Origin of the sequence: Kitasatospora sp. NPDC004614 (assembly GCF_042873675.1) — a bacterium.
Classification (GTDB): Bacteria; Actinomycetota; Actinomycetes; order Streptomycetales; family Streptomycetaceae; genus Kitasatospora.
The window spans coordinates 138,855-159,165 of the sequence record NZ_JBIALR010000008.1 but is presented as its reverse complement, the minus strand read 5'-3'; the positions used below and the strand labels follow the sequence as shown (position 1 = coordinate 159,165).

The following is a 20,311-nucleotide window of genomic DNA, read 5'->3' as shown; positions in this document are numbered from 1 at the left end:
TCCTGCGGGTGTGGGCCGGGCAGGGCAGGGGCGGGGTGCGGTGGCCGGGGTCCGTCCCGCGCCCGCCCGGCGAGTGGGCATCGGGTGGGCGGGCGCGAGACGGACGCCGGGGCCTGGGAGGGCTTCCGGAGGGCTACTTGGCGCCGAGGCCGGCGTCGGCGACGGCGGGCTGCCCGGCCGCGGCGAGCACCTTGTTGAGCAGGGTCAGGTCGTAGATCCCGGCCAGGTTCGGCTTCTTCAGGAGGCCGGCGGTGACGGCGTGGTCGGCCTCGGCCTGCAGGGTGTTGGCCAGCGGGTCGTCGATGAAGTCGATGTCCTGCCAGGCCGGGTCGAGGACCGCGGCGTCCAGCGCGTTGCCGGCGTCGGCCTTGATCTGCTCGTTGGCGACGGCCTTGGCCTGGTCGGAGTTGGCCTTGATCCAGGCGTTGGTCTTCACCGAGCCGCGCAGGACGGCCTCCACCACGTCGGGGTGTTCGGTGAGGAACTTCTGCGACACGATGATGTTGGTGATGACGAACTTCTTGTCCGGCCAGACGTCCTTCTCGTTGAGCAGGACCTTCGCGCCGAGGGTGACCAGCTTGGAGGCGGTCGGCTCGGGGACCCAGGCGCCGTCGATGGAGCCGGACTTGTAGGCGTCGGGGGTGACCTTGTTGTCGCTGCGGATCACCTTGACGTCGCCGTCGCCGGTGTTGGCGTCGACCTTCCAGCCCTTGCCGGCAAGGTAGTTGAGCAGGGCGACGTCCTGGGTGTTGCCGAGCTGCGGGGTGGCGATCCGCTTGCCCTTGAGCTCGTCCACCGAGGTGATCTTCGCCGGGTTGACCACCAGCTTGACGCCGCCGGAGGCCGAACCGCCCACGATCTTCAGGGACTTGCCGCCGGACTGGGTGTAGCCGTTGATCGACGGGGAGGGGCCGATCCAGCCGATGTCGATGGAGCCGGCGTTCAGCGCCTCGATCTCGGCGGGGCCGGCGTTGAAGACCTGGGCCTTGATCTGGGTGCCGCCGAGTTCCTGCTGGAGGATGCCCTGCTTGAGGCCGACCAGCGCGGTGCCGTGGGTGAGGTTGGCGAAGTAGCCGATCTTCACGGTGTCGGCGGACAGCTTCGCGCCGGACGCGGCGGGGGCGGCCGAGGCCTTGTCGTCGCTCTTGGAGCCGTAGCCGCAGGCGGTGAGCAGGCCGGCCGCGGTGAGGACGGCGACGGTCGCGACGGCGGCGCGTCTGATCCGGCCGGCGGTGGGGCGGGCCTGGGTATGGGTGGGCAGGGAGCTGGGTGCCATGAGAGGTGTCCCGTTCGTGGAGAAGGAAGACGGTCGTGCCTGACCGGGGCCGGGCCGCCCCCGCCGTACCTGCTGTGGGAAGGTGCGGCGGCTGCGGGCCCGGCGACAGGGGCTAGGTCCCCTGTCAGCCCTCACATCGCGTCAGGCCGCCCTGGCCGCTGCCGAGGACGCCGCTGCCGATGCGGCCGCCTTCCTTGTCCATGCCCGAGAACGCCTCGCTGGGCATCAGACCCAGTCCTCCTCAGTGGAAGCGTCGATGGTGCTGACGGGGGTGGTGTCGAACGCCTCGCCCGCCATGCCGGCGGTGAGCGTGGTGCCGTCGGCCGGGTCGATCAGGATGAACGAGCCGGTCCGCCGGTTGTCGCGGTACGGGTCGAGGGCCAGCGGCTCGGCGGTGCGCAGCACCACGTGGCCGATGTCGTTGACGTTCAACCCCTCGGCGCCGGAGCGCTGTTCGAGAGTGTCGATGTCGATGCGGTAGCTGATCTCCTTGACGAGCGCGCGCACGGTGCGGGTGGTGTGCTTGAGCAGCACCTTCGCGCCGACGTGCAGCGGGCGCTCGTTCAGGTGGCAGACCGTCGCCTCGATGTCCTTGCTGGGCAGGGCGGTTGACCCGGACGCGATCAGGTCGCCGCGGGAGATGTCGAGGTCGTCGGCGAGGCGGACCGTCACCGACTGCGGGGCCCAGGCGAGTTCGGTCTCGACGCCGAGCGCGTCGATCGCCGCGACGGTGGTGGTGTGGCCCGAGGGCAGCACCGTCACCGGGTCGCCGACCCGCAGCACGCCGGAGGCCAACTGCCCGGCGTAGCCCCGGTAGTCGTGGTGCTCCTGGCTCTGCGGCCGGATCACGTACTGGACCGGGAACCGGGCCGGCTCGGTGCTCGGGTCGGAGCCGACCGGGACGGTCTCCAGGTGCTCCAGCAGGGTCGGGCCGCCGTACCAGTCCATGTGCCCGGACGGCTCGACCACGTTGTCACCGGCGAGCGCCGAGATCGGCACCGCGACGACGTCCTTGACCCCGAGCGAGGCGGCGTAGGAGGTGAACTCCTCGGCGATCCGCGCGAAGACCGGCTCCGCGTAGTCGACCAGGTCCATCTTGTTGACGGCCAGCACGACGTGCGGGACGCGCAGCAGCGCGGCGACCGCGGCGTGCCGGCGGGTCTGCTCGACGACGCCGTTTCGGGCGTCGACCAGGACGACGGCGAGTTCGGCGGTGGACGCGCCGGTCACCATGTTGCGCGTGTACTGCACGTGGCCGGGGGTGTCGGCGAGGATGAACCGGCGCCGGGCGGTGGCGAAGTAGCGGTACGCCACGTCGATGGTGATGCCCTGCTCGCGCTCGGCGCGCAGGCCGTCGGTGAGCAGCGCCAGGTCGGGCGCGTCCTGGCCGCGGCGGCGGGAGGCGTGCTCGACGGCCTCCAGCTGGTCGGCCAGCACCGACTTGGAGTCGTGCAGCAGCCGGCCCACCAGGGTGGACTTGCCGTCGTCGACGGACCCGGCGGTGGCGAAGCGCAGGAGGGAGGTGGAGGTGTCGATGGTCACGGTTAGAAGTACCCCTCGCGCTTGCGGTCTTCCATGGCGGCCTCGGACAGCTTGTCGTCGGCCCGCGTGGCGCCGCGCTCGGTGAGGCGGCTGGCGGCGATCTCGGCGATCACGGCCTCGATGGTGTCGGCGTCGGAGTCGACCGCGCCGGTGCAGGACATGTCGCCGACCGTGCGGTAGCGGACGAGACGGGTCTCGGTGCTCTCGCTCTCCTTCGGGCCGCCCCACTCGCCGGCGGTCAGCCACATGCCGTCGCGCTTGAACACCTCGCGGTGGTGGGCGTAGTAGATCTCGGGGAGGGCGATGCCCTCGCGCTCGATGTACTGCCACACGTCCAGCTCGGTCCAGTTGGACAGCGGGAAGACCCGGACGTGCTCGCCGACCGCGTGCCGGCCGTTGTACAGCGACCACAGCTCGGGGCGCTGGCGGCGCGGGTTCCAGGCGCCGAACTCGTCGCGCAGCGAGAACACCCGCTCCTTGGCGCGGGCCTTCTCCTCGTCGCGGCGGCCGCCGCCGAAGACCGCGTCGAACTTGTTCGACTCGATGGCGTCCAGCAGCGGCACGGTCTGCAGCGGGTTGCGGGTGCCGTCGGGGCGCTCGCGGAGCCGGCCGTCGTCGATGAAGTCCTGGACGGAGGCCACGTGCAGGCGCAGGTTGTGCTGCGCCACGGTGCGGTCGCGGTACTCGAGGACCTCGGGGAAGTTGTGGCCGGTGTCCACGTGCAGCAGCGCGAACGGCACCGGGGCGGGCGCGAACGCCTTCAGCGCCAGGTGCAGCATGACGATGGAGTCCTTGCCGCCGGAGAACAGGATCACCGGCCGCTCGAACTCGCCCGCCACCTCGCGGAAGATGTGCACCGACTCGGCCTCCAGCGCGTCCAGGTGGGACAGCGCGAAGGGGGTGTCGTCGGTACGGACCGGGCTGTCGGTCACAGTGGTCACGCGAGGCCCCTCTCGGTCAGGAAGGCGTGCAGTTCGTCGGCGGACTCGGCCACCGTCCGCCCCTGCGTCTGGAGGCGCAACTCCGGCTTCCCGGGCGCCTCGTACGGGTCGTCGACGCCGGTCAGACCGGAGATCTCGCCGGCGGCCTGCTTGGCGTACAGGCCCTTCACGTCCCGCTCCGAGCACAGCTCCACCGGGGTGGCGACGTGGATCTCCAGGAACTCGGTGCCGTTCGCGGCGTGCCGCTCGCGCACCGCGGCGCGGGAGTCCGCGAACGGGGCGATCACCGGGGCGAGCACCTTGACGCCGTTGGCGGCGAGCTTCTCGGCGACGAAGCCGATCCGGGTGACGTTGGTGTGCCGGTCCTCGCGGGAGAAGCCGAGGCCCTTGGAGAGGAACTCGCGGATCTCGTCACCGTCCAGCACCTCGACCCGGTGGCCCTCGGCGCGCAGCCGCTCGGCCAGCGCGAACGCCAGCGTGGTCTTGCCGGCGCTGGGCAGCCCGGTCAGCCACACGGTGGCGCCGCGCTCGCGGCCCGCTGCCGGGGTGTCGGCGGTGGTCACGGTGGTTACTCCTGACAGTCGGTGACGGTGGATCAAGTGGTGCTCAGAGGTGGATGCCGCACTCGGTCTTGCCGGAGCCCGCCCAGCGGCCGGCCCGGCCCTGCTCGCCCTCGCCGGGCTTGGCGGTGCAGGACAGCGGGGAGCAGCCGATCGAGGTGTAGCCCTCCCACAGCAGCGGGTTCAGTAGTACCCCGTTGGCCTGCACGTAGGCGTCCACGTCGTCCTGCGTCCAGCGGGCGATCGGGGCGAGCTTCACCTTGCGGCGCTTGGCGTCCCAGGCCACCACCGGGGTGCTGGCGCGGGACGGCGACTCGTCGCGGCGCAGTCCCGTCGCCCAGGCGTCGTACCCGCCCAGGCCGCGGTTCAGCGGCTCGACCTTGCGCAGCGAGCAGCACAGGTCCGGGTCGCGGTCGTGCAACTGCGGCCCGTACTGGGCGTCCTGCTCGGCCACGGTGAGCTTCGGGGTCAGCGTGATCACGTTGACCGGCATGGTCGCGGCGACCGCGTCCCGGGTGCCGATGGTCTCCGCGAAGTGGTAGCCGGTGTCCAGGAACACCACGTCCACGCCGGGCAGCGCGGTGGACGCCAGGTGGGCGACCACCGCGTCCTCCATCGAGGAGGTGACGCAGAACCGCTTGCCGAAGGTGTCTGCCGCCCACCGCAGGATCTCCTGCGCGGAGGCCTCCTCCAGCTCCCGGCCGGCCTTGACGGCCATCGCTTCGTAGTCAGTCGCGGTCGTCATTCCCGGTCCCCCCGTCGGAAGTCGACAACAGCCCGAGGAACTTCAGCTGGAACCCCCGGCGGCAGGCCCGGCACTCCCAGGTGCCGTGGCCGCTCTCGGACGGGCGCAGGTCCTCGTCCCCGCAGTACGGGCAGTAAAAGGGTGCCGCTCGCTCGCTCACGACAGCTGCTCCTCGCTCGCCCGCACCGCCCACTGGGCGAAGCGCTCGCCGTCCTGACGGTCCGCCTGGTAGCGGGTCAGCAGGCGCTCGACGTAGTCGGGCAGTTCGGCGCTGGTGACCTTCAGGCCGCGGATCTTGCGGCCGAACGCGGCGTTCTCGAAGCCGAGCGAGCCGCCCAGGTGGATCTGGAAGCCCTCGACCTGCCGGCCGTTCTCGTCGGTGACCAGCTGGCCCTTGAGGCCGATGTCGGCGGTCTGGATGCGGGCGCAGGCGTTCGGGCAGCCGTTGATGTTGATGCTCAGCGGCTCGTCGAACTCCGGCAGGCGGCGCTCCAGTTCGTCGATCAGGGTGCGGCCGCGGTCCTTGGTGTCGACGATCGCGAGCTTGCAGTACTCGATGCCGGTGCAGGCCAGCGTGCCGCGCCGGAAGGTGGACGGGGTGACCCGCAGGTCGAGCGCCTCCAGGCCGGCCACCAGCGAGTCGATCTGCTCCTGCTCGACGTCCAGCACGATCAGCTTCTGCTCGACGGTGGTGGCCAGCCGGCCCGAGCCGTGCTCGGCGGCCAGGTCGGCGACCTGCTGGAGCAGCTTGCCGTTCAGCCGGCCGACCTTCGGCGCGAAGCCGACGTAGAACCGTCCGTCGTTCTGCGGGTGGACGCCCACGTGGTCGCGCCAGCGTCCGGCCGGCTGCTCCGGGCCCGGGCCGTCCGTCAACTCCCGCTTCAGGTACTCGTCCTGGAGGATCTGCCGGAACTTGGCCGGGCCCCAGTCGGCGACCAGGAACTTCAGCCGGGCCCGGTTGCGCAGGCGGCGGTAGCCGTAGTCGCGGAAGATGCCGACCACGCCGGCCCACACGTCCGGGACGTCCGCCAGCGGCACCCAGGCGCCGAGCCGGACGCCCAGCTTCGGGTTGGTGGACAGGCCGCCGCCGACCCACAGGTCGAAGCCCGGGCCGTGCTCGGGGTGGACCACGCCGACGAACGCGATGTCGTTGATCTCGTGGACCACGTCCAGCAGCGGGGAGCCGGAGATCGCGGTCTTGAACTTGCGCGGCAGGTTGGAGTACTCGGGGTTGCCGATGTACTTGCGGTTGATCTCGTCGATCGCCCAGCTGCCGTCGATGATCTCGTCGGCGGCGAGGCCCGCCACCGGCGAGCCGATCACCACGCGCGGGCAGTCGCCGCAGGCCTCGGTGGTGGACAGGCCGACCGACTCCAGCTTCTCCCAGATCGCCGGGACGTCCTCGATCCGCACCCAGTGGAACTGGACGTTCTGGCGGTCCGTCACATCGGCGGTGCCGCGCGCGTACTGCTCGGACGCCTCGCCGATGGCGCGCAGTTGAGGGACGGTCAGCTGGCCGCCGTCGATCCGCACCCGGAGCATGAAGTACTCGTCCTCGAGCTCGTGCGGCTCCAGGATCGCGGTGCGGCCGCCGTCGATGCCCTGGCGGCGCTGGGTGTACAGGCCCCACCAGCGCATCCGGCCGCGCAGGTCGGCCGGGTCGATCGAGTGGAAGCCGCCCTTGGAGTAGATCGTCTCAATGCGTGTCCGCACATTGAGACCGTCGTCGTCCTTCTTCATCTGCTCGTTGGCGTTGAGCGGGGTGTGGTGCCCCATCGCCCACTGGCCCTCGCCGCGGTGGCGGGTCACCTTGCGGGCGGCGGGGCGGGCCGCGACGGCGGCGCCGGCCTGAGGCTCGTCCGGCGCTTCCGGCTCGGGAGTGCGGGCCATGGTGTCAGTCCTTTGAGCGGCTTGGCAGGTGCGGGGGGTGCTGGCCGATTCCCGGGCGTGCCCCGCTCCCACCTGCGGAATTCAGCAGGCGGCGGGAGGGGTGACGCTGGGCCGGGTGTCGAGGGTGCGCGCATCCGCGACGGCGGGGATGCGCGGGCAGGGCGCCGGTGCGGGGCGGCGTGCGAGTGGGGCTCAGGTCACCGGACAGATGGCGCTGGACACGCGAAGGAGGTCGACGTGGAGTCGGCCAACTAGGGTGGTACCGGCGCTAGACATGGCAAGAGATTCGCACGGCTGGCGACTCGAGGTCCACTAACGTCCGAATCCTGGACCTGAACGTTCCGCATTCCGGGACGGTCGGCCGGCTCGGGCCGCTCCGCACCCTGTGGTCCGCCGGTTCCCGGCAGTGGCGCATCGGTCGGCGAGTGCGGGCCGATACCGTAGGGACGTGCAAGCAGCAGGCAGTACTCCGCATCCGCCCGGGGGGGCCGGTCCGACCGCCGACCGGCAGCCCCGTCGTCGCGGCGGCCGCCGCCGGGCCGTAAAGCGAACCACCTGGTACCGCACCCTGTGGGCGCTGGTGAAGGACACCACCAACACCTGCGTCGAGTACCGCGTCACCGGACTCGCGGCGGAGGCGGCGTTCTTCACGCTCCTCTCCATCCCGCCCCTGCTGCTCTGCCTGGCCGGCACCCTCGGCTACCTCGACGACATCCTCGGCGCCGGCACCATCGTGCGGCTCAAGGCGGACGTCATCTCAGCAGCTGGGACGGTGCTCTCACCGGGCTCCATCGACCAGATCGTCCAACCCCTGCTCGACGACGTCTTCGGCAGCGCCCGGCCGGACCTGATCTCGATCGGCTTCCTGCTCTCGCTCTGGTCCGGCTCCCGCGCCCTCTACATCTTCATCGACACCATCACCGTGATGTACGGCCTCGACGGCAAACGCGGCCTGGTCAAGACCCGGCTGATGTCGCTCGGCCTCTACCTCGGCGCACTGGTGATCGGCTCCCTGGTGCTGCCACTGCTGGTCACCGGGCCCGGGCTGCTGATCAACACCTTCCAGAGCTGGGCCGGAGTGATCACCTCGCTCTACTGGCCCGCCGCGATCATGCTGCTGATCGTCTTCCTCACCACCCTCTACCACGTGGCCGTCCCCGTCAGCACGCCCTGGCGCGAGGACATCCCCGGCGCGCTCGTCGCCCTCCTCGTCCTGGTGGTGTGCAGCGTCGCCCTGCGGCTCTACCTGGTCAGCTCCGTCGAAGGCCACTCGGTGTACGGGCAGCTCGCCGCCCCCGTCGCCGTACTGCTGTGGATCTTCGTGGTGGCGCTCGCCGTCCTGATCGGCGCCGCGATGAATGCCGCCATAGACCGCCGCTGGCCCGCCGTCGAAACCGCCGACGCCCGCGCCGAGGTCGAACGCCTCACCGAGGACGCCGCCGTCCAGCGCGGCCGCGAGGCCGCCACCCGCCGCGCCGCCGAACGCGCCGAACGCACCCGCCAGTTCGGCCTCGCCGAAGGCCACGACGAGGACCTCTTCGACGAGGACGACGACGAGCCGGTGCCGAGCGAGTACCCCGAACGCTGGGCGAGCTTCCTCCCGCACGACGACGTCAAACGCCGGCTCGGCCGGGTGCGGCGCAGGCAGCGCTGAGATCCCGGGCTCCAAGGAGCGGCCCCCGTCGGTACCTTCCGGTACGGGCGGGGGCCGCTTCGCGTCTGTCGGGGATGTCCCGGACTTGTGTGTCAACTGCCTTGCGGTACAGGGGCGGTGAGGGCCGGTGCGGGTGGTGCGGAAATTCGGTGGCGGCGGGGACGGGGGAGTACTAGCGTGGCGTCCGCCGATCGAGGGCGCCCCAGGGTGGGGTGCGCGAGGCGTGTCGCAAGAAGAGGAGGTGAGGACCGTGAGGCCTGTCCTTGCAGGTGTTGGTTCCCGCGTTCAGAAGTTCACCGAGTCCTGTACCCCTCGGTCCGCGGCCGACCTCGGACCGGTGTCGCCCATGCGCTGACACCGCCGTCGCACGGCCGGGGCCACCCGTTCCCTGAAGGGTTCACCCCGTGCTTTCCACGACCTCCGCTGCCCACCCGCTCTCCGGCCTCGGCTGGGACGAGGACCGGGCCGCCGATTTCCGTCCGCTCGCCGAGGCGGGCCTGCTCCCCGGGCGGATCACCCGCATCGACCGCGGCCGCTGCGATGTGCTGCTCGTCGATCCCGAGACCGGCGAGCCCGCCACGCTGCGCGCCGACACCCGGCCGGTGACCAGCGCCGACACCATTCACAACCCGTGCACCGGGGACTGGGTGGCCGTCGACCCGGCCGCCCGGCCACTGCCCGCCGTCACCACCGTGCTCCCCCGCACCACCGCGATCATCCGCAAGGGCGCCCACAAGCGCTCCGAGGGTCAGGTGCTGGCCGCCAACATCGACACCGTCCTGATCGCCGTCTCACTCGCCGCGGAACCCGACCTGGGCCGGGTGGAGCGTCTGCTCGCCCTCGCCTGGGAATCCGGGGCCGAACCGCTGATCGTCCTCACCAAGTCCGACTTGGTCCACGACGGCGACTTCGTCCGGGCGGACGTGGAGGCGGTCGCACCCGGGGTCCCCGTGCTGACGGTCAGCGCCGAGACCGGAGCCGGCATGGACGCACTGCGCGCCCTGGCCACCGGCTCCTGCGCCCTGATCGGCCAGTCCGGCGCCGGCAAGTCCACCCTCACCAACGCCCTCGCGGGCACCGACACCATGACGGTCCAGCAGGTCCGTTCCGTCGACGAGAAGGGCCGGCACACCACCACCACCCGCGAACTCGTCCCGCTCCCCGGCGGCGGCGCCGTCATCGACACCCCGGGCCTGCGTGGCGTCGGCCTGTTCGGTGGCGAGGGCATCGACCTCGCCTTCGCCGACATCGACCAGCTCGCGTCCGGCTGCCGCTACGACGACTGCTCGCACCGCACCGAACCCGCCTGCGCCGTCTGCGCCGCCCTCGCCGACGGTACCCTCCCCGAGCGCCGCTGGGAGTCCTACCTCAAGCTCCAGCGCGAGAACGACTGGATCGCCTCCCGCGCCGACGCCCGCCTCCGCGCCGAACGCGCCCGCCACCACCACAAGACCCGCACCAAGGCCCTCCGCACCGTCCGCCGCCCCTGACCGCGGCCCGGGGCGGGTTCGTCGCGGCCGGTGCGCCGCACCAGGACGAACTCGCCCCGGCGCAGGGGTGATTGGGGCTGCGCCGGGTTGACGGGTGGTCAGAAGAGCTGGTCCGCGTCCTTGCCGTTCTCGTGGGCGAGCAGCCAGCGCTTGGCGTCGATGCCGGCGGCGAAGCCGGTGAGGCTGCCGTTGGCGCCCATGACGCGGTGGCAGGGGCGGACGATGAGGAGGGGGTTGGCTCCGACGGCGCCGCCGACGGCGCGGACGGCGCGGGGTGACTGGCCTGCGGCGTCGGCGAGTTGGCCGTAGGTGACGGTGGCGCCGTAGGGGATGTCGTCGATGCTCGCCCAGATCCGGCGGCGGAACTCGGTGCCGACGGGGGCGAGCGGCAGGTCGAAGGTGGTGCGCTCGCCGGCGAAGTACTCGGTGAGCTGCTCGACGGCGGGGGCGAGCGCGTCCGGGTCGGGCTGCCAGTCGGCGGCGGGCTCGGCGAGCGCGTACTTCTGGCCCGGGGCGGTGACGGCGGTCAGCGCGAAGCCGTGCTCCTCGTCGAGGGTGCCGCTGAGCAGCAGGGTGCCGAGCGGGCTGTCCATGGTGGTGAAGACGGTGGTCATGCCGGTTCCTTGCGGGTACGGAGGGCGGTGTGGTGGGCGGAGGCCGCCGACCACAGGTGGTGCAGGGCGTAGGAGCGCCAGGGCGCCCAGGCGGCGGAGCGGTCGGCGGAGCTGCGCGGATCGCCGCTCTCGCCGAGGGCGCGCAGGCCGTCGCGGACGCCGATGTCGGTGGGGAGGAAGACGTCCGGGTCGGCGAGGGCGCGCATCCGCAGGTAGCCGACCGTCCACGGGCCGATGCCCGGGAGGGCGAGCAGCTCGGCGGCGGCCTGTTCGCGGTCCACGCCCGGGTCGAGCCGGACGGTGCCCTCGGCGAGGGCGGCGCACAGGCCGAGCAGGGCGCGGCGGCGGGCCTGCGGCATCGCCAGGTGCTCGGGATCGGCGGCCGCGAGCGCGGCGGCGGTCGGGAACAGCAGGCGCAGGCTGCCGTCGCTGGACGGCAGCGGGGTGCCGTACGTCTCGGCGAGCCGACCGGCCAGGGTGCGGGCCGCGGCGACGCTGATCTGCTGGCCGAGGACGGCGCGGACCGCGAGTTCGTGCGGGTCGACGTGTCCGGGGGAGCGCAGTCCGGGCCGGGCCGCGGCGAGCGGGGCGAGCAGCGGGTCGGCGGCGAGCCGGTCGTCGACCGCGTCCGGGTCGGCGTCCAGGTCGAACAGGGCGCGCAGCCGGTGCACGGCCGTGGTGAGGTCGCGCAGGTCGCTGAGCGTGAGCCGGCAGTCCAGCCAGCCGCGGGCCCGGTCGTCGTCCGGGGCGAGCCCGTCGACCTCGGCGATGCCGTGCCCGTACGGCAGTGCCAGGGTGCGCCGGTAGGTGCGGGTGCCGGGACGCGGGCCGGGGACGACTTCTTCGACGCCCGGGACGGCTCGCAGCGCGAGGAAGTCCAGCAGGTGCTCGGTGTCGACGGCGCCCCGGTACGCGAGCCGCAGGCCCAGCGCGCCGGCCGCGACGGGGGCGCGGCGGTGGCCGCCGCGCTCGGTGCGCAGCGTGCTGGGGGTGCGGTCGTAGACCTCGCGGATGGTGTCGTTGAACTGCCGCACCGAGGCGAAGCCCGCCGCGAACGCCACGTCGGTGACCGGGAGTTCGGTGGTCTGCAGGAGCAGCCGGGCGGTCTGGGCGCGCTGCGCGCGGGCCAGTGCGAGCGGGCCGGCGCCGAGCTCGGCCGTCAGCTGGCGCTGGAGCTGCCGGGCGCTGTAACCGAGCCGGTCGGCCAGCCCCGCGACGCCCTCCCGGTCCACCACGCCGTCGCCGATCAGCCGGACGGCCCGGCCGACCAGGTCGGCCCGGTGGTTCCACTCGGGCGAGCCCGGCACCGAGTCGGGCCGGCAGCGCCGACAGGCCCGGTAGCCCGCGCCCTGCGCGGCGGCCGCGGACGGGAAGAACGAGCAGTTGGTGCGCTTGGGAGTGGTGGCCGGGCAACTCGGACGGCAGTAGATGCCGGTGGTGCGGACGGCCGTGAAGAACACCCCGTCGAAGCGGGCGTCCCGGCTGTGCACGGCTCGGTACCTGGTCTCGTCGTCGATCACGCCATCCAGTCTGCGTCATCCCCGGAGGGCCGACTGGCGGAAATCGGACGTCGCCATGCCTCGGCTGGTGGCGCGGTGGGATCAGCGTGCGGGGTCGGTGCCTGTGAGGGGGCGAGTGCGGTGGGGTCGGCGTGCGGGGTCGGTGCCCGCGAGGGTGTGGGCGAGGTGGGGTCAGCGTGCGGGGTCGGTGCCCGCGAGGGTGTGGGCGAGGTGGTCGAGGCCGGGGAGAGCCTGCATGACGGCTGCGCGGTCGGCGGGGGTGAGGCTCAGGAGGGCGCTGGCGAGGCGGCGTTCGTGGGCGCTCTGCCAGTCGCGGAGCTGCTGGTGACCGGCCTCGGTGAGGGCGATCCGGGCGGTGCGGCGGTCCCCCGGGTCGGGTTGGCGGTCGACCAGGCCGGCGTCGAGGAGCTTGGAGATCAGACCGCTGACGGTGTTGGGCGCCAGGCGTTGACGAGCGGCGAGTTCGCCGACCCGCATGGGGGCGACGGCGAGGGTCTGGAGGAGCTCGACCTGGGCCATCGGCAGCGCCTCCCAGGGGAACTCGGACCGGATGGAGCTGCGCAGGGCACGGCGCAGCCGGGTGATCACATCGGTGAGCTGCTGGGCCCCGGCGAGTGCGTCGGGCGCGGGCTGGGGCTGCGAAGACATGGCGGACAGCGTAGCGCCAGGTGGTGTCGGTGCTGCCTCAGGTCCCGACGTTGACCAGCGAGGACGGTTGCCGGGGCGGTGCGGCGGGGCTGCGGCGGGGCTGACGTGGGGCTGTCGGGAGGGTGGATGGCTCGGGGCCGGAAACAGTCCTTGAGCGATTATGTCGGTGGCAGATATATTCGACTCATGGCCGAACCTGCCGTTGCCCCCAGGCTGCTCGACGCCCTGCAGCGCGCCGAACGCCCGCGCCCGCGCGCCGTCGCACGCTGGCCGCACGCGCACTGGCTGGCCGTCGGCACGGTCTGCCTCGGCGCGTTTCTCGGCCAGCTGACCGCGAGCGTCACCTCACTGGTGTTCCCCGCGCTGGAACGCCGGTTCGACGCGGGCTTCGCCGCCGTGGAATGGGTGTCGCTCTCCTACCTGCTGGTGCTGGTCGCCCTGCTGGCCCCGGTCGGGCGGCTGTCCGACCTGGTCGGCCGCAAAACCATGTACCTGGCCGGTTTCGCCGTGTTCGCGGCCGCCTCACTCGCCGCCGGACTGGCCGGCAGCCTGGCCGTACTGGTGGCCTGCCGCGCAGTACAGGCCGTCGGCGGCGCGATGATGCAGGCCAACAGCGTGGCACTGGTCGCCCGCGGCGTACCGGAACGGGCGATGCGCACCGCACTCGGCATCCAGGCCGCCGCCCAGGCCCTCGGCCTCGCCCTCGGCCCGACCCTCGGCGGCCTACTGGTCACCCACGCCTCCTGGCGCTGGGCGTTCTGGGTCAACGTCCCGATCGGGGTGCTCGGCATCCTGGCGGGCTGGTTCCTGCTACCGCGAACCTTCCCGGACGGCGCGAGGCCGTGCGGCGGGCAGGTCGGGGACGGGCGGGCTGGGGGCGTGCGGATCTGGGATGGGCGGACCGGAGTCGGGCGGGTCGGGGGCGGGCAAGCCCAGGCCGGGGGTGGACGCGTCGGAGGCGGGCGGGTCGGGGATCGACAGGTCGGGGGCGGGCGGGCCGAGGGCTGGCGGATCGGCGGGCAAGTCGGAGGCGGGCGGATCGGGGGCGAGCGGGCCGGAGGCGAACGGGCCCGTAGCGGGCGGGTCGACGGTGGATGGGCCGTGGGCCGACGGATCGAGGGTGGGCGGGCCGGAGGCGGGCGGCCCGAGGGTGGGTGGGCCGGGGACAGGCAGGTCGAAGGTGGCGGACGGTTCGACCTGGCTGGGCTGTTGCTGCTGGCCACCGCGTCGACGGCGCTGCTGCTGGCGCTGTCCGCCGCGTCCGGATTGCCGCTGCCGGGGTGGGCGGTGGCCGGGCTGGCGGTGCTCGCGGTTGTCGCGGCGGCCGGGCTGGTCCGGCAGGAGCGGCGTGCGGACTGGCCGATCGTCCCTCCCGGACTGGTGAACACCCCGGGTATCCGGGCTGGGCTGCTGGTGGCGCTGATCGGCTACCTGCTGCTGTTCTGTCCGCTGGTGCTGGAGCCCGTGGTGCTGGCCGGTCGCGGGGTGTCCGCCGGCACGGCCGGGGTGGTGATCACCGCGCTGCCCGCGGCGTTCGCGCTGGCCGCCACGGTCGGTGGCGGGCTGCTGCCGCGCGGCTGGAGCGACGCGGTGCGCTGCCGGGCCGGTGCGCTGGCCGCCGCGGCCGGACTGCTCGCGCTCGCCGCGCTGCCCGCGCCCGGAGCCGGCACGACGGTGCTGCCGCTGCTGGTGACCGGCTACGGCCTCGGGCTGCTGCTGCCCGCCAACAACGCGCTGGTGATGCGGGCGATACCCGCGCAGAGCTCGGCCGTGGGCGGCGGCCTGGTGAACATGGTGCGCAGCCTCGGCACCGCACTCGGCACCGCCCTGCCGGTGCTCGCCGTCCACCTCGCCGGACCGGCGTCCGGCGGCCGGGCGGTCCTGCTGCTGCTCGCGGCGGTTGCCGCACTGGCGGCCCGCCTGTCCGCCCGCTGACCTCATGCCGCGACCGCCCGCCAGGTGCACGGTCGGGAGCGTCCGCCGGCGCCCGGCCGTGTCCGCCCGCTGACCTCATGCCGCGACCGCCCGCCAGGTGCACGGTCGGGAGCGTCCGCCGGCGCCCGGCCGTGTCCGCCCGCTGACGCCGTGCCGGGAGCGCCTACTGGCGGACTGTCGGGTACCCCTGCAAGGCGCACGGCTGGGGACGCCTACCGGCGTGCTGCCAGGAACGACAGGTGACCTCACGTCGGGAAGGTCCGCCGGTGCCCGGCCGGGTTCGCCCGCTGAGGCCGTGTCGGGAGCGCCGACCGGGGGACTGTTGAGACCGCCCGTCAGACGTACGGCCGGGACGCCTGCCAGGTGCAGTGCCGGGGACGTCCATCGGCGTGCGGCCAGGAACGACAGGTGACCTCACGTCCGGAACGTCCGCCGGCGCCCGGCCGGGTTCGCCCGCTGAGGCCGTGCCGGGATCGCCGACCGGGGGACTGTCGAGACCGCCCGTCAGACGTACGGCCGGGACGCCCGCCAGGCGCAGTGCCGGGGACGTCCATCGGCGTGCTAGCCAGGAACGACTGCCGACCTCACGTTGGGGACGCCTACCGGCGTGCTGCCAGGAACGACAGGTCACCTCACGTCGGGAACGTCCGCCGGCGCCCGGCCGGGTTCGTCCGCTGACGCCGTGTCGGGAGCGCCTACTGGCGGACTGTCGGGTACCCCTGCAAGGCGCACGGCTGGGGACGCCTACCGGTGTGCTGCCGGGAACGACAGGTGACCTCGCGTCGGGAACGTCCGCCGGCGCCTGGCCGGGTCCGCCCGCTGACGCCGTGTCGGGAGCGCTGACCGGGGGACTGTCGACACCGTCCGTCAGACGTATGGCCGGGACACCCGCCAGGCGCAGTGCCGGGGATGCCCATCGGCGTGCTGCCAGGAACGACTGCCGACCTCATGTCGGGGACGCCCATCGGCACATGGCCGGGTTCGCCGCCTGACGCCGTGCCGGGAACGCCCCACCGGCGTGCAGCCGGGAACGCTCGCCACACGTGCGGCCAGGAATGACCGCCGACCTCATGTCGGGGACGCCCGCCGGTGTGCTGCCGCGGCCGTCGGCTGACGCCATGTCGGGATCGTCACCGGCATGGGGCCGGGACCGCCCGCCGGGCGCATGGCCGTGCCCGACCGCTGCCGCCACGCCGCGACCGCCCGCCGACGCGCCGCTGCCGCCACTGGCGCACTGTTGGAAATGCCGCCAGGCGCGCCGCCGAGACCTCCCACCGCTCCGCCACCGCGACCGCCCACCGGCGCACAGCCGCGACCGCCCGCCGGTGCCGTGCCGCGACCGCCCCCACCCCCGCGCAGCAGGATCGCGCGAGGGGCGCCGCCCGGGCGTTTCCGGGTGGCGCCCCTCGCGGGCGGTTGACGGGGTCAGGAACTCGGCGGTGCGCCGCGTTCCGTGAGCATGGTGGTGATCAGGTCGATCTCGGCCTTCTGGCCGTTGACCATGGTCTGCGCGAGCCGCTTCTCGACGTCGTTCTTCGCCGCGTCCACGTACGCCTGGGCCATGTCCGCGCCGCCCCGGTGGTGGGCGAGCATCAGCTGGAGGTAGAACACCTCGGCGTCCTTGCCGCTGAGGGTGCGGAGTTTGTCCAGGTCGGCGTTGGTGGCCATGCCGGGCATGAGCGAGCCGTCGTGGGCCTCGTAGGTGTGGCCCATCCAGGTCATCGGCTTGGCCGCGCTGGTTTGGGTGAGGCCCCACTGGTCGAGGTAGCCCATCAGCATGCCGCGCTGGTTGGCCTGCGTGTTGATGATGTCGAACGCCAGGGTGCGGACCGCCTGGTCCTGGGTGCGGTCGCGGACGATGAACGACATGTCGATCGCCTGCTGGTGGTGGGTGGCCATGTCGCGGGCGAAGCCGGCCTCCGCCGAGTCGGTGCTCGGGGTGGAGGAGGAGCTCCCGGACGCCGGGGTGCTGCTGGAGACCAGCGCGGGCACGCCGAGGCCGAGCGCGACGACCGCCGCCAGCGCGGCGGGCCACCACAGGGTGCGGCGGCGCCGGCCGGTGGCGGGCTGCGACGGTTCCCGGTCGGCGGTCACATCGCGCCCGAGCTGCAGGAGGCGCCGGGCTCCTGGGTCTGCGGGCCCTGCACGTACTTGGTGAAGAACTGGTCGATCCGCGGGTCCTTCGAGTTGTCGACGATTAGCTGGGTGCCCCAGGCGCTCAGCGTGATGGTGCCTTCCTCGTCGGGGTAGGGGCTCATCAGGCTGTAGGGAGTGGCCTTGACCTTCTCGCTCAGCGCCTTGATGTCATCGGGGTTGGCCTTGCCGTTGTAGGTGACCCAGACCGCGCCGTGCTCCAGGGAGTGCACCGCGTTCTCGTTCTTCACCGGCTGGTCGTAGACGGTGCCCATGCAGGTCGCCCAGACCGGGTTGTGGTCGCCGCCGACCGGCGGGGCCTGCGGGTACTTGACCTCGGTCTGGACGTGAGTGCGGGACAGGTTGTCCCAGGTCTTGACGCCCTCGATCGGCGACTTCGCCGCCTCGGTCTGCTGGTTCTTCTTGTTCTTGGCGTCCAGCGCCAGCCAGGTGCCGCCGCCGACCATGGCGAGCACCAGCCCGGCCGAGAGGGCGATGGTGAGGATCTTGTTGCGGCGCTCACGGCGCTGCTCGATCGCGCGCAGCTCGGCGATCCGGGCCCGGCGGTCGGCCTGCTGGGCGGACTTGCTTCCCTGCCGGGGCTGCTTGTAGGCGGAACCCATGAGTGATGTCCTTGTCCCCGCCGTGCGGTTCACGGCGGTCTGCGGTGGGGTTGGGGCAGCGGAGCCGCCGACCGCCCCTTCGTCGGGGAACGGGTCGGCGGTGGGTTCCGCTCAGGACCGGTGAACCTGGAGGACGTGCAGGTCGGGCGCGTGGTGCGGCGCCGGTCGGACGTCGCACGCCGGGGCGGCGGGCGACGCGGGGGGAGCCACCAACTGCGGCAGGACGACCGCGCCGGGCTGCGGGGGCGCGTTCGGGAGCTGCGACTCCGGGCCGCAGAAGGAGTGACTGGAACAGCCGTGACCGGGCACCCGGCCCGGGCCGTCCGCGGTGCACAGGATGAGCACGCCGGGGCCGTCCGGTGCCAGCGCGTGCTGGTGTCCGGACGGTGCGCCGACCCGGTCCCGGTCGGCGAAGACGGCGGCCGCCGCCGGAACGACGGTGGACACCGCCTGGACGGACGTGACGGGCGCGGGGGGCGCGGAGCTCGCCGTGCGGGCGTTCGCCGCGCACGGCAGCAGCGCCAGCAGCGCGGCCAGCAGCACGGACCACAGCATCGCCACGGGGCGGAATACCGCGTACGCGGTCCCTTCCCGGGGTCGAGTGCGAAGTCCTGGCGCGGTCATGCGCACATATTAATCAGCCGATCGGGTGAAGCGATGCCCCTCTTGGGCTCCGAATTTCCCCCGCGCGGCCCATCGCTGCGGCTCATTTCGACCGGCAGTGGCCGGAACCCCACCCCGGCGTCGGTGCGATGTTCCGATTCCCGGACACCGTCGTTGTGCTTCGGAAGAATGACTTGACGTCCGGCTATTCCACGGATCAATCAGGAGCCGTCAGTTGAACGAGCAGGGCGCACCCGGGCCGAGCCGACCCGACGACGCCTGGTGGCACACCGTCTACGCGGGCCCCGCCGGCACCCTCCCCGACACTCCCGGCGCCGTCGCCGACACCTCGTCCGTGGACGAATGGTTCACCTCCGCCGTCGGCCTCTTCGACACCCAGGACGGGCCCGCCACCGAGCACACCCCCGTGGATGCGGTGGCGCACCCGGAACCGTCCCTGCGCAGCTGGGCCGAGGCCGCCTGGCCCGAGATCCGCCCGACCGACGACGACGCACCGGCCGAGCAGCCGCACCAGCCGCACCCCACCGAACCGCCCACCGTTGCGGAGCCGGAGCCGGAGCCGGAGCCGGAGCCGGAGCCGGAGCCGGCCCCGGTGGCGGTCGCGGTCGCGGTACCCGAGGCCCCGGTGGAGCCCGAGGCCGTCGCGGAGCCGGATGCCGCAGTGGCCCCGCCGTCGGAGCGCGGTGCGCCCTGGCGCGGGCCGGAGGCGCCGGCGGTGCCGCATGTCGGGGAGCGGCCGCCGACGTACGCCGCCGAGCCGACCGCGCTGCCGGTCACCGACCCGGACGGGCTGGCCGGCATCGTGCCGGACACGGCCATCGACGGCGCCCAGTTCGCGGCGACCACGCTGCGGGCCGTGTCGATCCGCGGCGACTCCGCCCGCTACCGGGGCGAGCCGCGGCGCGACGCGCTGCTCACCGTCCGGTTCGGGGAGGCCGAGGACGGGCTGGTGCTGACGGTGCTCGCGGGCCCGGCGCGGCGGGCCGACGCCGCGTCGGGTTCCGCCGCGGCGGCGGACGCGACCCGGCAGTTGGCCGTCGCGATCGGGCGCAGCCGCGCCGAACTCGCCGCCGACCTGCGGGCCGGCGCCCGCGACCGGCTGCGGTACGGCCTGCAGCGGATCGCGCTCCAGGCGGCGGCCCGGCTGCGCGGCGACGCCGAGAACGCGGTGCCGGAGGGGGCCGAGCCGGAAGCCCTTCAGGAGACGCCGGCGGAGGAGACCGCCTCGCTGCACTGCCTGCTGATGTCCACCGACCCGGCGGCCACCCACCGGGCCGCGTTCGGCACCGGCCCGGGCGGGCTGTACCTGCTGCGGTCGGGGCACTGGATCGACGCGTACGCGGCCCGGCTGCTCCACCACCCGGACGGCCAGCCCCCGCTGCCCCCGGCCGCGCGGCAGGCGCCGCGCCCGTTCCGGTTCCGCCTGGTGCCGGCCACCTCCGGCGACATCTTGCTGCTGTGCACCCCGGGCCTCGCCGACCCGATCGCCGAGGAGCCGGCCGTCGCGCACTTCCTGTCCAGCCACTGGGCGCACCCGCACCCGCCGGGCACCGTCGACTTCCTCCGCCAGATCCAGGTCCGCGCCAAGGGCTACGCCGACGACCGCACGGCGGTGGCGGTCTGGACGGAGTGACGCCCGAGGCGGGGGCTCCGCCCCGTGCGGCAGCCGCACGGGATCCGGTGCGGCCAGGCTGGACCCGGCGGGTCCGTTCGGGCCGGTGCCCGTCGCCGCCACGCTGCGCGCGCCCGTTGGCGTCGTGCGGGCTTCGTCCGGAGGAGCGGTAGCCGGGTGGCTCGGTGGGGCCCGGCCGGAGGCGGTGGGTCTGTCCCGGCCGGTGCCCGTCGCCGGGCCGCTGCGGGTGTCCGTCGGCGCTTCCGGTTCCGTGCCGGACCGGGTCGGCCGGGTGCCAGGGTGGCCTGCGGGTGGTGAGCGGCGGCTTCGCCGGGTGGCTCGGTGGGGCCCAGCCGGAGGCGGTGGGTCTGTCCCCGCCGGTGCCCGTTGCCGGGCCGCCGCGGGTGCCCGTCGGCGCTTCCGGTTCCGTGCCGGACCGGGTCGGCCGGGTGCCAGGGTGGCCTGCGGGTGGTGAGCGGCGGCTTCGCCGGGTGGCTCGGTGGG

Annotated in this window: 18 protein-coding genes; 4 read left to right on the top strand and 14 right to left on the bottom strand. The window is 73.5% G+C overall.

The window, feature by feature from the left end; genetic code table 11:
* Positions 1-133 precede the first annotated feature (133 nt).
* The 8 genes from ACFYST_RS19205 to ACFYST_RS19170 all read right to left on the bottom strand — a co-directional run bounded on the left by ACFYST_RS19205 (position 134) and on the right by ACFYST_RS19170 (position 7,230).
* Positions 134-1,276, bottom strand: a complete 1,143-nt coding sequence (locus ACFYST_RS19205; protein WP_387863831.1) for an aliphatic sulfonate ABC transporter substrate-binding protein — start codon at positions 1,274-1,276, stop codon at positions 134-136.
* 225 nt (positions 1,277-1,501) lie between these two features.
* Positions 1,502-2,818 carry a sulfate adenylyltransferase subunit 1 gene (locus tag ACFYST_RS19200; RefSeq protein WP_387863828.1) on the bottom strand — a complete coding sequence of 439 codons (1,317 nt, stop codon included), beginning with the start codon at positions 2,816-2,818 and terminating at the stop codon, positions 1,502-1,504.
* Between the two features lie 2 nt (positions 2,819-2,820).
* On the bottom strand, positions 2,821-3,759 hold the full coding sequence (cysD, locus tag ACFYST_RS19195) for a sulfate adenylyltransferase subunit CysD (RefSeq protein WP_387863826.1): 939 nt from the start codon (positions 3,757-3,759) through the stop codon (positions 2,821-2,823).
* On the bottom strand, positions 3,756-4,322 hold the full coding sequence (gene cysC, locus ACFYST_RS19190; protein ID WP_387645678.1) for an adenylyl-sulfate kinase: 567 nt from the start codon (positions 4,320-4,322) through the stop codon (positions 3,756-3,758). Before cysC ends, cysD begins: the two co-directional genes overlap by 4 nt.
* A gap of 43 nt (positions 4,323-4,365) precedes the next feature.
* Positions 4,366-5,064: a phosphoadenylyl-sulfate reductase gene (locus ACFYST_RS19185; protein ID WP_387863824.1), complete on the bottom strand. Its 699-nt coding sequence runs from the start codon at positions 5,062-5,064 to the stop codon at positions 4,366-4,368.
* The gene (locus ACFYST_RS19180) at positions 5,048-5,224 is read right to left on the bottom strand and encodes a hypothetical protein (protein ID WP_387645673.1); all 177 of its coding nucleotides are present in this window, start codon (positions 5,222-5,224) and stop codon (positions 5,048-5,050) included. Before ACFYST_RS19180 ends, ACFYST_RS19185 begins: the two co-directional genes overlap by 17 nt.
* Entirely contained in the window at positions 5,221-6,954 is a 1,734-nt protein-coding gene (locus ACFYST_RS19175; RefSeq protein ID WP_387863822.1) for a nitrite/sulfite reductase, read from the bottom strand. The genes ACFYST_RS19180 and ACFYST_RS19175 overlap by 4 nt, the downstream gene beginning before the upstream one ends.
* 192 nt (positions 6,955-7,146) lie before the next feature.
* The gene (locus tag ACFYST_RS19170) at positions 7,147-7,230 is read right to left on the bottom strand and encodes a putative leader peptide (protein WP_318264789.1); all 84 of its coding nucleotides are present in this window, start codon (positions 7,228-7,230) and stop codon (positions 7,147-7,149) included.
* Positions 7,231-7,534: 304 nt separating this feature from the next.
* Here ACFYST_RS19170 and ACFYST_RS19165 point away from each other — a divergent pair, with 304 nt between their 5' ends.
* Positions 7,535-8,608, top strand: coding sequence for a YihY/virulence factor BrkB family protein (locus tag ACFYST_RS19165; RefSeq protein WP_387645669.1), 1,074 nt, complete (start codon positions 7,535-7,537; stop codon positions 8,606-8,608).
* Positions 8,609-9,012: 404 nt separating this feature from the next.
* Positions 9,013-10,098: a ribosome small subunit-dependent GTPase A gene (rsgA, locus tag ACFYST_RS19160; protein ID WP_387863820.1), complete on the top strand. Its 1,086-nt coding sequence runs from the start codon at positions 9,013-9,015 to the stop codon at positions 10,096-10,098.
* A 98-nt stretch (positions 10,099-10,196) separates the two neighbouring features.
* Here the strand turns inward: rsgA and ACFYST_RS19155 are convergent, their stop codons facing one another.
* The 3 genes from ACFYST_RS19155 to ACFYST_RS19145 form a co-directional block, all read right to left on the bottom strand.
* A complete protein-coding gene (locus ACFYST_RS19155; RefSeq protein WP_387645664.1) occupies positions 10,197-10,712 on the bottom strand; it encodes a methylated-DNA--[protein]-cysteine S-methyltransferase in 516 nt (171 codons plus the stop codon).
* Entirely contained in the window at positions 10,709-12,232 is a 1,524-nt protein-coding gene (locus ACFYST_RS19150) for a DNA-3-methyladenine glycosylase 2 family protein (RefSeq protein WP_387863818.1), read from the bottom strand. Before ACFYST_RS19150 ends, ACFYST_RS19155 begins: the two co-directional genes overlap by 4 nt.
* Before the next feature lie 171 nt (positions 12,233-12,403).
* Entirely contained in the window at positions 12,404-12,880 is a 477-nt protein-coding gene (locus tag ACFYST_RS19145; RefSeq protein ID WP_387863815.1) for a MarR family winged helix-turn-helix transcriptional regulator, read from the bottom strand.
* A gap of 186 nt (positions 12,881-13,066) precedes the next feature.
* On the opposite strand from ACFYST_RS19145, the gene ACFYST_RS19140 reads away from it, so the two are divergent.
* Entirely contained in the window at positions 13,067-14,815 is a 1,749-nt protein-coding gene (locus tag ACFYST_RS19140) for an MFS transporter (protein WP_387863813.1), read from the top strand.
* Positions 14,816-16,240: 1,425 nt separating this feature from the next.
* Here ACFYST_RS19140 and ACFYST_RS19135 read toward each other — a convergent pair.
* The 3 genes from ACFYST_RS19135 to ACFYST_RS19125 all read right to left on the bottom strand — a co-directional run bounded on the left by ACFYST_RS19135 (position 16,241) and on the right by ACFYST_RS19125 (position 18,132).
* Positions 16,241-16,909, bottom strand: coding sequence for a DUF305 domain-containing protein (locus ACFYST_RS19135; protein WP_387863812.1), 669 nt, complete (start codon positions 16,907-16,909; stop codon positions 16,241-16,243).
* Positions 16,906-17,571, bottom strand: a complete 666-nt coding sequence (locus ACFYST_RS19130; protein WP_387645650.1) for a DUF3105 domain-containing protein — start codon at positions 17,569-17,571, stop codon at positions 16,906-16,908. Before ACFYST_RS19130 ends, ACFYST_RS19135 begins: the two co-directional genes overlap by 4 nt.
* A 111-nt stretch (positions 17,572-17,682) precedes the next feature.
* Positions 17,683-18,132: a hypothetical protein gene (locus ACFYST_RS19125; RefSeq protein WP_387863811.1), complete on the bottom strand. Its 450-nt coding sequence runs from the start codon at positions 18,130-18,132 to the stop codon at positions 17,683-17,685.
* Positions 18,133-18,409: 277 nt separating this feature from the next.
* Here ACFYST_RS19125 and ACFYST_RS19120 point away from each other — a divergent pair, with 277 nt between their 5' ends.
* The gene (locus ACFYST_RS19120) at positions 18,410-19,828 is read left to right on the top strand and encodes a hypothetical protein (protein WP_387863808.1); all 1,419 of its coding nucleotides are present in this window, start codon (positions 18,410-18,412) and stop codon (positions 19,826-19,828) included.
* Positions 19,829-20,311: the final 483 nt, after the last annotated feature.

Coding starts and splice junctions, on each gene's coding strand:
- ACFYST_RS19170 (WP_318264789.1), bottom strand. CDS start 7,230: ATGTCTAGCGCCGGTACCACCCTAGTTGGCCGACTCCACGTCGACCTC.
- ACFYST_RS19175 (WP_387863822.1), bottom strand. CDS start 6,954: ATGGCCCGCACTCCCGAGCCGGAAGCGCCGGACGAGCCTCAGGCCGGC.
- ACFYST_RS19140 (WP_387863813.1), top strand. CDS start 13,067: ATGGCCGAACCTGCCGTTGCCCCCAGGCTGCTCGACGCCCTGCAGCGC.
- ACFYST_RS19145 (WP_387863815.1), bottom strand. CDS start 12,880: ATGTCTTCGCAGCCCCAGCCCGCGCCCGACGCACTCGCCGGGGCCCAG.
- ACFYST_RS19185 (WP_387863824.1), bottom strand. CDS start 5,064: ATGACGACCGCGACTGACTACGAAGCGATGGCCGTCAAGGCCGGCCGG.
- ACFYST_RS19205 (WP_387863831.1), bottom strand. CDS start 1,276: ATGGCACCCAGCTCCCTGCCCACCCATACCCAGGCCCGCCCCACCGCC.
- ACFYST_RS19130 (WP_387645650.1), bottom strand. CDS start 17,571: ATGGGTTCCGCCTACAAGCAGCCCCGGCAGGGAAGCAAGTCCGCCCAG.
- ACFYST_RS19155 (WP_387645664.1), bottom strand. CDS start 10,712: ATGACCACCGTCTTCACCACCATGGACAGCCCGCTCGGCACCCTGCTG.